The sequence below is a fragment of the Stenotrophomonas sp. FW305-3-2-15-E-LB1 genome (genome assembly GCF_058787375.1).
On sequence record NZ_JBYSZR010000010.1, the window covers coordinates 17775 to 29895 of the forward strand.

Genomic DNA, 12121 nt, shown 5'->3' on the forward strand with positions numbered 1-12121 from the left:
GCCTTTGTTTTTTGCGGGATCTGTAGACCGGAGCCATGCTCGGCTGCTTCGCCTTGTAGAGCCGAGCCATGCTCGGCTGCGGTCATGAAGCAGAGCAGCCGAACGTGGGTTCGGCTCTACAGGGATCTCAGCGCCGGACAGTCGACACAAAAAAAACCCGCATCTCGCGATGCGGGTTTTCAAAGGTGGCGCCCGAAGTTGGACTCGAACCAACGACCCCCTGATTAACAGTCAAGTGCTCTAACCGGCTGAGCTATTCGGGCAGACGACTAGTATAACCACTCTTCACGCGCGATGGTAGGGGTGATTGGCAATCATTGCCGCCGCGCGATACAGCTGCTCGGCCACCACCAGGCGCACCAGCATGTGCGGCAGCGTCAGCGGTCCGATCGACCACTTCTCATCGGCCAGCGCGGACACTTCCGGCGAGTGACCTTCGGGGCCACCGATCAGGAAGGCGAGATCCCTGCCCTGCCCGCGCCAGTGCTCGAGGCGCTGCGCCAGCTGTTCGGAACTGAGCTGGCGGCCCGGCACATCCAGTGCCACCACGTAGGCGTTCTTCGGCAGCGCGGCAATCACCCGCTTGCCTTCATCCTCGGTGGCGCGGCGCGCATCGCGCCCCTTGCCACGCAGGCCCGGCTCGATTTCCACCAGCTCGAACGGCAACCAGTGCGACAGCCGTTTCTGGTACTCGGCAAAGCCCTGCGCGACCCAGCTGGGTGCGCGTTCACCGGTGGCGATCAGGCGCGCTTTCATCGATGGCATCTCCAAAACGTCGACGGCGCCATCGGCGCCGTCGAAGGGTGCAGCAACGCCGTGGCTCAGGCCACTTCGTCGTCGTCGCTCGGCGGCGGCTGGTCGCCAACCGTCCACAGGCGCTCGAGCGCGTAGAACTCGCGCACGCGCGGCAGCATGACGTGGACGATGACGTCGCCCAGGTCGACCAGCACCCACTCGGCTTCGCGCTCGCCTTCCACGCCCAGCGGCATCACGTCGATGTTCTTGGCGAAGCGCACGACTTCATCGGCGATCGACTTGACGTGGCGGGTCGAGGTGCCCGAAACGACGATCATGTAGTCGGCCACGCTGGACCGGCCGCGCACGTCGATCTCGACCAGGTCCTTGGCCTTCAGGTCTTCGGTGGCTTGGCGGACGCTGGCCAGCAGTTCCGGCACGGAGGGCGGCGGGCTGGGCAGATCGACCTTGATGGTCTGGGGCTGGGTCTGGTTGCTCAAAGTGGATCGACTCGATAAACGTGGGGGCGATTATACGGGCATGGCGCGCCTGCGCCATTCACGGCATGCATTCAGGGCGTATCGGGCCGGTACAGGCGCTGGTCGGCCACGTAGTCGGCCACCGCCGGCGGCAGCATGGCCCGCCAGGGCCCGGCGGCGGCGATCTGGGTGCGGACGGCGCTGGCCGATTCACCGCGCAGGGGCTGGTGCAGGCGCAGCACGCGCCCGGCCGGGCTGGCGAACAGCGACTGCTCGTTGTCGGCCCAGCGGCCCTCCAGAGCCTGGCCGAGCTCGCCGGCGACGGCATCGCGCAGCGGGCTGCCCGGGCGCTCGGCCACGATGAAATGGGCCAGGCCGAACAGCGCCTGCCATTCATGCCAGGCCGGCAGGGCCAGCAGGCTGTCGGCACCCACCAGCCAGGCCAGCGGCCGGCTCGGGCCGAGTTCGGCGCGCAGCTCGCGCAGGGTGTCCACGGTATAGGACGGGCGGCCGGGATCCCGTGCGGCCCGGTCCAGCTCGCGGCGGTCCAGCAGCAGGCCGGGCTCGTCACCGATGGCCAGCGACAGCATGCGGCAGCGTTGTTCGGCGGTGGCGCCCGGTGCCGCGCGGTGCGGCGGGTCGGCGGCCGGCAACATGCGCACGGCCACCTGCAGTTCGTCGCGTGCGGCGCGCGCGATGGCCAGATGGCCCAGGTGCACCGGATCGAAGGTGCCGCCGTAGTAGATCCGCAGGCTCATCACTCAGGCGCGCGCGAGCAGGCGCACGGCGCGGGCTTCGGCCACCGCGACCAGCAGCCGCTCCAGCGCCAGCCAGGCGTCACCGTCGGCGCGGCCCTTGGCGATGCGGTCGACCAGACCCGCCTCGGCCACGAAGCGTTCCCAGCGCTTGCCTTCCGGGTGCCGCTGCAGCGCGCGCTTGTACGGCGCCTGCCGCGATTCCCAGATGCCGCGCGATTTCATTTCGGCAGCCAGGTTGCCGCCACGGGCCTGCACCCGCGCCAGGCCGGCACCGGCCAGCAGCTCGCGGATCACGATCGGCATCAGCGCGGCCACGGCCTCGCCTTCGCCACGCAGGCCGGCCAGCATGCGCAGCACTGCCTGCGGCTGGCCCGAGAACGTTGCTTCGACCAGACGGAACACGTCGTAGCGGGCGGCGTCGGCCACCAGCGATTCCATCCGTTCCACGTCCAGCAGCTGGCCGTCGGCCAGCAGGGCCAGCTTGTCGATTTCCTGCGCGGCGGCCAGCAGGTTGCCTTCCACGCGTTCGGCCAGGCGCTGCACCGCTGCACCATCGGCACGCAGGCCCTTGCTGCGCAGGCGGCGCTCGATCCAGTCCGGCAGTTCATGCGGCTTGATCGCCCAGGCCACCGACAGCACGCCGACGCGGTTGACCGCCTCGGCCCACTTGCCCTGGTGGGCCTTGCTCCATTCGTTGGCGGTGATCAGCAGCACCACGTCCGGCGCCGGGTCGGCGCAGAACCGGCTGATGACTTCGGCGCCGTCCTTGCCCGGCTTGCCGCTGGGCAGGCGCACTTCCACCAGGCGCCGCGCACTGAACAGGCTCGGTGCGTTGAAGCTGGCATCCAGCTGGTTCCAGTCGAAATCGCGGCCGTCGGCGTCGAACACCTCGCGCTCGTCCACGCCGCTGGCGCGGGCACGGGCGCGCACCGCATCGGCGGCTTCCAGCACGCGCAGGGTTTCCGGGCCGGCGATCAGGTACACCGGCGCCAGCGCGGTGTCGCCGCCCTGGCTGGCCAGCTGTTCCGGTCGCAGTTCCATCGTATGCGGCAGCTCAGGGCTTGACCGGCGCCGGCACGGTGGCCGGTTCGCCATCGGTCGACACGGCCGGCTTCGGTGCGGACAGGCTGCCGCCGCGTTCCAGCTCGGCACGCACCACGCTGTCGATGCGGCGGATGATCGAGGCGGACATTTCCCGGCGCAGCTCGTCGGCCAGGATCTCGCGTTCGGTGGTGGTACCGGTGGCGTCGGTCGGCGGCGACACGTAGTCGCGCGACAGTTCGATCACCTGCTGCGGCACCAGCTCGCTGCCGTCCTCGCGGCGGAAGATGAAGATGACCGCATAGCGCAGGCTGTATTCCTGTGCGCGGCCCTGTGCGTCGATGGCGATGGGCAGGTCGCCCCAGCGCTCGGACAGCACCTGCAGCTGTGCCGCCGGATCCGTGCTGTCCTCGTCGGCCAGCTTCGCACCGGACGCCAGCAGGCTGCGGTTCAACAGCTTGACCAGCTCGCTGTAGGGCGCAGTGGAAACCACCTTCACCGGTGCGGTGTCGGTCGGCAGCATCAACTTGTTGCGCAGGTGGAAGCCACAGCCGGCAAGGCCGAGGACAAGGACGAGGGCAAGCAGAATTCGGGTCATGGGAACAGTCTGGCGGAGCCGGGCGATCACGGCAACAGACAGCGTGCCCGAGGACGCGTGAACGCAGGGCCATCGGCACGTGGCCGTGGCATGGCGACAACGCACCGGCCGCCAGGGCGGCGGCCGGTGCCGGGTGCATCAGGCAGCGACGATGTTCACGATCTTGCCGGGGACGATGATGATCTTGCGCACCGTCAGGCCTTCCATGAACTTGGCGGTGTTCGGCTCGGCCAGGGCCAGTGCCTCCACCTGCTCGCGCGCGGCGTCGGCGGCCACGTCGATGGTGCCGCGCAGCTTGCCGTTGACCTGCACGGCCAGGGTCAGCGCATCACGCACCAGCGCGGCACTGTCGGCCTGCGGGAACGGCTGGTCTTCCAGCAGCGTCTGGCCGTGGCCCAGCACCTGCCACAGGGTGTGGCTGGCGTGCGGGGTGATCGGGTTGAGCAGCAGCACCACGGCCTGCAGCGCTTCCTGGCGCACCGCGCGACCCTGTTCGCTGGTGTCCTCGAACTTGGCCAGTGCGTTCATCAGCTCCATCACCGCAGCGATGGCGGTGTTGAAGCTGTGGCGGCGGCCGTAGTCGTCGCCGACCTTGCCGATGGTCTCGTGGGTCTTGCGGCGCAGTGCCTTCTGGTTGGCATCCAGCGCGGCCACGTCCAGTGCCGGGGCGGCACCGTCGGCAGCGTGCTTGTGCACCTGGGCCCACAGGCGGCGCAGGAAGCGGGCCATGCCGTCCACGCCGGCTTCGTTCCACTCCAGCGACTGTTCCGGCGGCGCGGCGAACATCGAGAACAGGCGCACGGTGTCGGCGCCGTACTTGCCGACCATCGCCTGCGGGTCCACGCCGTTGTTCTTCGACTTGGACATCTTCTCGGTGCCACCGACCACCACCGGCTGGCCGTCGGCGATCAGCGTGGCGCCGGTGATGCGGCCGCGCTCGTCGCGCTGCACCTCCACGTCGGCCGGGTTGATCCAGTCCTTCGAGCCATCCGGGTTCGGGCGGTAGTAGGTCTCGGCGATCACCATGCCCTGGCACAGCAGGTTGCGCGCCGGTTCGTTGCTGTCCACCATCCGCGCGTCACGCAGCAGCTTGTGGTAGAAGCGGAAATACATCAGGTGCAGGATCGCGTGCTCGATGCCACCGATGTACTGGTCCACCGGCAGCCAGTAGTTGCCGCGCTTGTCGACGGCATCACGGGCACCCGGCGAGGTGTAACGGGCGTAGTACCAGCTCGACTCCATGAAGGTGTCGAAGGTGTCGGTCTCGCGCTCGGCCGCGCCGCCGCAGTCCGGGCAGGTGGTCTTGCGCCATTCCGGGTCGGTCTTGATCGGCGAACCGGTGCCCGCAAAGGCCACGTCCTCCGGCAGCACCACCGGCAGCTGTTCTTCCGGCACCGGCACCGCGCCGCACTTGGCGCAGTAGATCACCGGAATCGGGCAACCCCAGTAACGCTGGCGGCTCACGCCCCAGTCGCGCAGGCGGTAGTTGACGCGGCGCTGGCCCTGGGCCTTGCGCTCGAAACGCTCGGCCAGCGCTTCGAAGGCGCCCTGGAAGTCCAGGCCGTCGAATTCGGCCGAGTTGACCAGTTCGGTCTGGCGGCTCTTGTCGCTGTACCAGTCCTGCCAGCGGGTGGCGTCCCAGGTGCGCTCATCGTCGTTGCGCGCATCCTTCAGGGCGATGACCTGCACGATCGGCAGGCCGTACTTGTTGGCCACCTCGTTGTCGCGCTGGTCGTGGCCGGGCACGGCCATCACCGCGCCGGTGCCGTAGCCCATCAGCACGAAGTTGGCCACCCACACCGGCACCTGCTCGCCGGTGACCGGGTGCACGGCGCGCAGGCCGGTATCCATGCCGCGCTTTTCCTGGGTTTCCAGTTCGGCTTCGGACACGCCGCCCTGCTTCAGGTCGGCCAGCATCGCCGCCAGTTCCGGGTTGTTCTTCGCCGCGTGCAGCGCCAGCGGGTGCTCGGCGGCAATCGACACGAAGGTCACGCCCATCACCGTATCCGGGCGGGTGGTGAACACGCGCAGCGGGTCCAGCGCGCTGCCATCGACATCGCGCACGTCGAACTGGATTTCCAGGCCTTCGGAACGGCCGATCCAGTTGCGCTGCATGGTCTTGACCGATTCCGGCCAGCCGTCCAGCTCATCCAGGCCGTCCAGCAGTTCCTGGGCGTAATCGGTGATGCGCAGGAACCACTGCGGGATCTCGCGCTTCTCGACCAGGGCACCGGAGCGCCAGCCGCGGCCGTCGATGACCTGCTCGTTGGCCAGCACGGTCTGGTCGACCGGGTCCCAGTTCACCACCGCGTTGCGGCGGTAGGCCAGGCCCTTGCGCATCAGGCGGGTGAACATGCGCTGCTCGTGGACATAGTAGTCCGGGCGGCAGGTGGCGAACTCGCGCGACCAGTCGATGGCATAGCCCAGCGACTGCAACTGGCTGCGCATGTGGTCGATGTTCTTGTAGGTCCACGCCGCCGGCGCGGTCTTGTTCTTGATCGCGGCGTTTTCCGCCGGCAGGCCGAACGCGTCCCAGCCCATCGGCTGCAGCACGTTGTGGCCGGTCATGCGCTTGTAGCGGCTGATCACGTCGCCGATCGTGTAATTGCGCACATGACCCATGTGCAGCGCGCCGGACGGGTACGGAAGCATCGACAGGCAGTAGTACTTCGGCTTGTCCGAGGTCTCGTCGACCTCGAAGGCGCGGGTGGCATCCCAGAAGCTCTGGGCGGCGGATTCAACCTGCTGCGGGTCGTAAACGTTGGGTTCGGCGCTGGTCATGTAACACGCGGTTGCGGCGGCAAAGCGGTACAGCGTACCGCAGTGCGGCAAACGTCTCCAATCCCGGGCCGGAAAGCCCCGCGCGGCGGTCGCCCGGCCGCCGTCTCAGCGCGCCCGCGACAGCGGCAGGGCCAGGGCCAGCCAGACCGCCCAGCAGGCGAAGGCCAGCCGCTGCGCCAGCGGCGCCGGCAGCACGCCCTGCAGGGCAAATGCGGCCAGGCCGGCCAGCACGCCGCAGCCCAGGGCCAGCAAGGCCATCGCACGCCCATGCCCGCCGCGCAGGCGCGGGATGCCCAGCATCAGCGTGCCGACCACGAAGCCCAGGACCCAGACCATCCAGGCGCTGGCGTGCAGCTGGCTGGCGCCGCCATGCAGGTCTTCCGGGTCGAGCGGCAGCAGGCCCATGGCCGCGAAGGCCAATCCCGCCAGCAGCAGCATCTGGCTGCCCACCCGCGGCGCCCAGCCCGCCCCCACCGGCAACTGCCGGCGCAGGCGCTCGGCCACCACCACCGCCAGCGCACCCGGCAGCACCAGGCCCAGCAGGTTGAAGGCCAGCGCATGCGGCACGCCCTGGGCACCAAGCAGCGCCACCGGGTGCACGGCCTGGGCGTAGCCCACCAGCCCCGCGCCGAAACCAAGCACGGCCAGCACGAACAACACGGCGGCCAGCAGCCCCAACCAACGATCAAGCCAGAGCACGGACATCGCGCGGACCTACCTGTAATGAAAGACCGCTGCATTGTCGCGGCAGGCACGACAACCGCCAAGCCACGGCGTGTTTGCCCGTGCCGGGTGTGACGACAGGGTTGAGACCGACATGGATCGACACCATAGAATCGGTCTCCAGTTGCCAGGCGATACCTCCCCCATGACCGAGACGACGACACACGTATTCGACGCCACCACCGCGACCTTCGAGGCCGAGGTGCTGCAGAAATCCCTGCAGACGCCGGTGCTGGTGGACTTCTGGGCCACCTGGTGCGGCCCGTGCAAGACCCTGGGCCCGATGCTGGAAAAGCTGGCGGCCGAGTACAACGGCGCGTTCGAGCTGGCCAAGGTCGATGTCGACGCCGAGCAGCAGATCGCTGCCGCTTTCCAGATCCGTTCGGTCCCGACCGTGTTCCTGGTCAAGGGCGGCCAGCTGGTGGACGGCTTCCCCGGCGCCATCCCCGAAGGCCAGCTGCGCGAGTTCCTGGCCCAGCACGGCATCGTGCCGGCCGATATCGGCGATACCGTGGCCGAAGACGAGGCGCCGCTGGACCCGCAGGCGCAGGTGGACGTGCTGCGTGCGCAGATCGCCGCTGAACCGGACAAGGACGAGCTGAAGCTGGACCTCGCCCTGGCCCTGCTGCAGGTGGGTGGCGTGGATGAAGCCGGCACGCTGATCGATGCCCTGCCCGCCAACCTGGCCACCGATGACCGCGCGGTGCGCGGCCGTGCGCGCCTGGCCTTCGCCACCGCGCTGAAGGATGCGCCCTCGGCCGAGGCCCTGGATGCCCGCATCGCCGCCGATGGCAAGGACCTGCAGGCCCGCCATCTGCGCGGCGTGCAGCTGCTGCTCGGCGGCCACGACGAAGCGGCGCTCGAGCAGTTCCTGGAGATGCTGCGGATCGACCGTACCTTCGCCGAAGGCCTGCCGCGCAAGGTGCTGATCGATGCCTTCAACGTCATCTCCGACGAGGACCTGGTCGGCCGCTACCGTCGGAAGATGGCCTCGCTGCTGTTCTGAACGAAGGCACGCTCCGTTCAGAATTCCTGCACTGAACGCGGGCAATAATGTGATCGGTAGCGGCCTTTTGGCCGCTACGATCCATTCGGGGGGATGAGGTCGGGGCCATGGGGTCTTGCAGCTGCGCCCCCGCACAGCCGGGACAGCACTCCGTGACCGTTGGCCGTTCGTCGTCTTCCCTCGCCCGCCGTTTCGCCGCACTGCTGTGCGCCCTGCTCCTGCTGCCCGGCCTCGCCGCCGCACAGGACTGGAACTACCGGGTCCGCCCCGGCGATACCCTCTGGGATCTGGGCGGCCTGTACCTGAAGGCGGACGTGCCCTGGCAACAGCTGCAACAGCACAACCGCATCGACAACCCCTACCGCCTGCCGCCCGGCGGGCTGCTGCGCTTCCCGGTCAGCTGGCTGCGGGTCGAACCGGCCCCCGCGCGCGTGCTGGCCGTGCGCGGCACCGTGCAGCTGGCCGCTGCCAATGGCAGTGCCACCCGTGCCCTGCTCGCCGGCGAGCGGCTGCACATCGGCGACACCGTGCAGACGGCGGCCGATGCCAGCGTCACCCTTGAATTCGCCGATGCCTCGCGCCTGCAGCTGCGCGAGCACTCGCGGCTGCGCCTGGACCAGCTGAGCCGCTACGGCCGCACCGGCATGGTCGATACCCGCGTGCGCCTGCAGCAGGGCCGGGCCAGCAACCGCGTCACTCCCGCCCGCGGCCCGGCGTCGCGCTACATCATCGATGCCCCCGCAGCCACCAGCAGCGTGCGCGGCACGGTGTTCCGGGTCAGTGCCGGCGACGGCACGCAGGTCGGTGCCACCGAAGTACTGGAAGGCCGCGTGCAGGTGGGTAATCCGCACGGCCAGCGGCTGGTGCGCCCGGGCCAGGCCAGCCGCAGCGCCAGCGCCGATGCGGCACCTGAAGCCGTTTCCGCGCTGCTGCCCGCGCCGCGGCTGCGCAGCGATGCCACCACGCTGGCGCCGCTGCCGGCACGCCTGGCATGGGAGCCGGTGGCCGCTGCCGACCACTACCGGGTCGAAGTGGTGCTGGCCGCCACGCCGGAGATCCTGCTGTTCGCGGCCACCACCACCGGCACCTCGCTGGTCATCGACGACCTGCCGCCCGGCGTCCTGCGGCTGCTGCTGCGCGCCGTCGATGCGCAGGGCGTGGAAGGCCTGGACGCCAGCGCCGATTTCCTGCTGAGCGACCAGCCGCCGCCGCCGCTGACCGTGTCGCCCCTGCACGGCCAGGCCGTCAACAGTGACCGGCCGCGCTTCCGCTGGACCCAGGCCCCGGGCGCGAGCAGCAGCGTGCTGCAGATCGCCGGCGAGCCACACTTCCTGCAGCCGCTGCAGCAGCAGGCCAGTGCCGGCACCGATCTGCGCCTGGCCACGCCGCTGCCGCCGGGCCAGTACTTCTGGCGCGTTGCCTCGCGCGATGGCCAGGGCCACCAGGGGCCATTCGGGCAGGCGCTGCCCCTGCAGCTCACCGACGATCCGGTCGACCCGGCCCTGCAGCCACCCGAAGCTGCCCACGGCGAGCTGACCCTGCGCTGGCAGGCCGGCAGCGAAGGCCAGCGCTACCGCGTGCAGGTGGACCGCCGCAGTGACTTCAAGGCACCGCTGGTGGATGAAACGCTGGCGCAGCCGCAGGTCAGCTTCAAGCGACCGTGGCGCGGCACCCTGCACGTGCGCGTGCAGTACATCGACGACGACGGCCACGCCGGCCCGTTCTCACCCGCCCAGCAGGTCAAGCTGCCGTGCCGGCTGTGCTACGGCGCCGGCGGCAGTGCCCTGCTGTTGTGGCTGCTGCTGTGAGACGCTCGCCCCTGCCCTGGTCGCGGCGCATCCTGCTGGCCCTGCTGGCCGGCATCGCCACGGCGGTGGTCAGCCACGGGCAGTTCCTGTGGCGGCAGGATGAAGCCGCCTACGACCTGCTGGTGGGCGACTGGGACTACCGCCCCGACCCCAGCGTGCTGATCGTGGCCATCGACGAAGAGAGCCTGCAGCGCATCGGCCAGTGGCCGTGGCCGCGCTCGGTGCATGCACGACTGCTGGACCGCTTGACCGATGCCGGTGTCGAACGGGTGGCGCTGGACCTGATGCTGTCCGAGCCGGACCGCCGCGACGCGCGGCAGGATGCCGAACTGGCCGCGGCCATCCGACGCAATGGCCGCGTGGTGCTGCCGGTGCTGGCGGCGCCGGCGGCAGGCGACCGCCTGGCCGAGGAACTGCTGCCCATCCCGCTGATCGCCGCCAGCGCCGCGGCCATTGGCCACAGTGACGTGGAAGTCGATGGCGATGGCGTGGCGCGCGGTGTCTACCTGCGCGCCGGCATCGGCCAGCCGCACTGGCCAGCCCTGGGGCTGGCGCTGTCCGGCCTGCCGGCCCAGCGCATGCATGGCCTCGCCGACCCCGCGCCTGCACTCGAATCGCCCTATCAATGGCGTCGCGACGACTACGTGCGCGTGCGCTATGCCGGCCCGCCCGAGCGGCTGCCGCACGTCTCCTACGCCGATGTGCTTGATGGCCAGGTCGAGGCGTCGCTGCTGCATGGCCGCCGCATCGTGGTCGGCATGACCGCCAGCGGCATCACACCACGCCTGCTGACCCCGACCACCCGCGAGTACTGGATGAGCGGCAGCGAGTACCAGGCCAACATTGCCTCGATGCTGCTGCAGGACAAGCAGATCAACGTGCTGCAACGCATCGGGCAGGACGTGCTGTCCGGTCTGATGGCGGCGCTGTGCGTAATGCTGCTCGGCCTGCGCCTGCCGTGGCTGGCCGCGCTGTGCTCACTGCCGCTGGCTCCGCTGCTGGGCTGGCTGCTGCTGCGCGTGGGCAACCTGTGGTGGGCACCGGCCAGCGCCCTGCTCGGCGTGCTGCTGATCCTGCTGGTGTGGGCGGTCTGGCGCATCTCGGCCTGGCACCGCCAGGCCAACCGCGATGCGCTGACCGGGCTGGGCAATCGCCTGCGTTTCGAACAGGCCCTGCAGGAGGAATGCGATGCCGCGCGGCGCAGTGGCAAGCCGCTCAGCCTGGCCCTGATCGATGTGGACCATTTCAAGCATCACAACGACCGCCACGGCCACCAGGCCGGTGACGGCGTGCTGCGCGATGTCGCGCGGCTGATCGCTGCACATGCACGACGCCCGCGCGACATGGCCGCACGCTACGGCGGCGACGAGTTCGCGCTGGTACTGCCGGACACCCCGGCCGATGGCGCGCGCCTGGTGGTCGAAGACCTGATCGCCGGCGTGCGCGCGCTGCCGCCCCCGGGCGACGGCCGCGGTGCCGGCATCACCCTCACCATCGGCGTGTACACGCGCGTACCCGATGGCAATCTGCATCCCCACCATTTCGTCGAAGGCGCCGACGCCGCGCTGTACCGCGCCAAGGACAACGGCCGTGACGGGTATGCCATGAGTGGTGACGTGTAACGCCCGCTGGCCCGGTTTTGGGGTTTTGGGTTCTGCGGGCCGGGGTTCAACATACGCATGCGAATGGTTAGACTCGAGTCCTCGCCCCCCGCGCCCCGCCCGCCCATGAAAGCCAGCACCTTCCGCCTCGGCATCAACCTGTGGCCGCCGTTCCTGTTCACCGGCATCCATGTCATCCGCATCACGCCGGACTACCGGCAGATCGAAGTGGAGCTGCGGATGCGCCCCTGGAACCGCAACTACGTCGGCACCCATTTCGGTGGCAGCCTGTTCGCGATGACCGATCCGTTCTGGATGCTCGGCCTGATGCACACCCTGGGCCGCGATTACTACGTGTGGGATCGCGCCGGGGCCATCGAATTCCTCAAGCCGGGGCGCGGCACCGTCCGCACCGCCTTCCATATCGACGAGGCGGTGCTGGATGAGCTGCGCGCCGAGGCGGCCAACGGCGAAAAGGTGCTGCGCTGGTTCAGCAACGACGTGGTCGATGCCTCCGGCGAAGTCGTCGCCCGCGTGCGCAAGCAGGTCTACGTGCGCCTGAAGCCGCAGGCGCGCGCCAGCGCCGCCTGA

General features: G+C 69.6%; 11 protein-coding genes and 1 tRNA gene. 4 read left to right on the plus strand and 8 right to left on the minus strand.

Annotated features, from left to right (window positions below):
* Nucleotides 1-186: 186 nt before the first annotated feature.
* The 8 genes from AC3WL7_RS09415 to AC3WL7_RS09450 form a co-directional block, all read right to left on the minus strand.
* Nucleotides 187-263: transfer RNA gene (locus tag AC3WL7_RS09415), tRNA-Asn, on the minus strand.
* A 22-nt stretch (nt 264-285) separates the two neighbouring features.
* On the minus strand, nt 286-756 hold the full coding sequence (rlmH, locus tag AC3WL7_RS09420; RefSeq protein ID WP_079222687.1) for a 23S rRNA (pseudouridine(1915)-N(3))-methyltransferase RlmH: 471 nt from the start codon (nt 754-756) through the stop codon (nt 286-288).
* Nucleotides 757-821: 65 nt separating this feature from the next.
* Complete coding sequence (rsfS, locus tag AC3WL7_RS09425; protein ID WP_079222688.1) at nt 822-1235, minus strand: ribosome silencing factor; 414 nt, start codon at nt 1233-1235, stop codon at nt 822-824.
* A gap of 71 nt (nt 1236-1306) precedes the next feature.
* Complete coding sequence (gene nadD / locus AC3WL7_RS09430) at nt 1307-1972, minus strand: nicotinate-nucleotide adenylyltransferase (protein WP_079222689.1); 666 nt, start codon at nt 1970-1972, stop codon at nt 1307-1309.
* A 3-nt stretch (nt 1973-1975) separates the two neighbouring features.
* A complete protein-coding gene (gene holA, locus AC3WL7_RS09435) occupies nt 1976-3013 on the minus strand; it encodes a DNA polymerase III subunit delta (protein WP_492750104.1) in 1038 nt (345 codons plus the stop codon).
* Nucleotides 3014-3026: 13 nt separating this feature from the next.
* Nucleotides 3027-3611, minus strand: coding sequence for an LPS-assembly lipoprotein LptE (locus AC3WL7_RS09440; protein WP_108747128.1), 585 nt, complete (start codon nt 3609-3611; stop codon nt 3027-3029).
* A gap of 138 nt (nt 3612-3749) precedes the next feature.
* Nucleotides 3750-6392, minus strand: a complete 2643-nt coding sequence (gene leuS / locus AC3WL7_RS09445) for a leucine--tRNA ligase (protein ID WP_492750105.1) — start codon at nt 6390-6392, stop codon at nt 3750-3752.
* A gap of 105 nt (nt 6393-6497) precedes the next feature.
* The gene (locus AC3WL7_RS09450; protein ID WP_492750106.1) at nt 6498-7097 is read right to left on the minus strand and encodes a DUF998 domain-containing protein; all 600 of its coding nucleotides are present in this window, start codon (nt 7095-7097) and stop codon (nt 6498-6500) included.
* Nucleotides 7098-7260: 163 nt separating this feature from the next.
* Here AC3WL7_RS09450 and trxA point away from each other — a divergent pair, with 163 nt between their 5' ends.
* The 4 genes from trxA to AC3WL7_RS09470 all read left to right on the plus strand — a co-directional run bounded on the left by trxA (nt 7261) and on the right by AC3WL7_RS09470 (nt 12121).
* On the plus strand, nt 7261-8121 hold the full coding sequence (gene trxA / locus AC3WL7_RS09455; RefSeq protein WP_312739055.1) for a thioredoxin: 861 nt from the start codon (nt 7261-7263) through the stop codon (nt 8119-8121).
* Between the two features lie 107 nt (nt 8122-8228).
* Complete coding sequence (locus AC3WL7_RS09460) at nt 8229-9929, plus strand: FecR family protein (RefSeq protein ID WP_492750107.1); 1701 nt, start codon at nt 8229-8231, stop codon at nt 9927-9929.
* On the plus strand, nt 9926-11551 hold the full coding sequence (locus AC3WL7_RS09465) for a CHASE2 domain-containing protein (RefSeq protein WP_492750108.1): 1626 nt from the start codon (nt 9926-9928) through the stop codon (nt 11549-11551). The genes AC3WL7_RS09460 and AC3WL7_RS09465 overlap by 4 nt, the downstream gene beginning before the upstream one ends.
* 105 nt (nt 11552-11656) lie before the next feature.
* Nucleotides 11657-12121 (plus strand): DUF4442 domain-containing protein, encoded by a 465-nt coding sequence (locus AC3WL7_RS09470; RefSeq protein WP_492750109.1) that lies wholly within the window; start codon nt 11657-11659, stop codon nt 12119-12121.

Excerpts from the sequence above, each read along its gene's own strand:
- rlmH (WP_079222687.1), bottom strand. The coding sequence starts at position 756 with ATGAAAGCGCGCCTGATCGCCACCGGTGAACGCGCACCCAGCTGGGTC.
- nadD (WP_079222689.1), bottom strand. The coding sequence starts at position 1,972 with ATGAGCCTGCGGATCTACTACGGCGGCACCTTCGATCCGGTGCACCTG.
- holA (WP_492750104.1), bottom strand. The coding sequence starts at position 3,013 with ATGGAACTGCGACCGGAACAGCTGGCCAGCCAGGGCGGCGACACCGCG.
- AC3WL7_RS09440 (WP_108747128.1), bottom strand. The coding sequence starts at position 3,611 with ATGACCCGAATTCTGCTTGCCCTCGTCCTTGTCCTCGGCCTTGCCGGC.
- leuS (WP_492750105.1), bottom strand. The coding sequence starts at position 6,392 with ATGACCAGCGCCGAACCCAACGTTTACGACCCGCAGCAGGTTGAATCC.
- AC3WL7_RS09450 (WP_492750106.1), bottom strand. The coding sequence starts at position 7,097 with ATGTCCGTGCTCTGGCTTGATCGTTGGTTGGGGCTGCTGGCCGCCGTG.
- trxA (WP_312739055.1), top strand. The coding sequence starts at position 7,261 with ATGACCGAGACGACGACACACGTATTCGACGCCACCACCGCGACCTTC.
- AC3WL7_RS09460 (WP_492750107.1), top strand. The coding sequence starts at position 8,229 with ATGGGGTCTTGCAGCTGCGCCCCCGCACAGCCGGGACAGCACTCCGTG.
- AC3WL7_RS09470 (WP_492750109.1), top strand. The coding sequence starts at position 11,657 with ATGAAAGCCAGCACCTTCCGCCTCGGCATCAACCTGTGGCCGCCGTTC.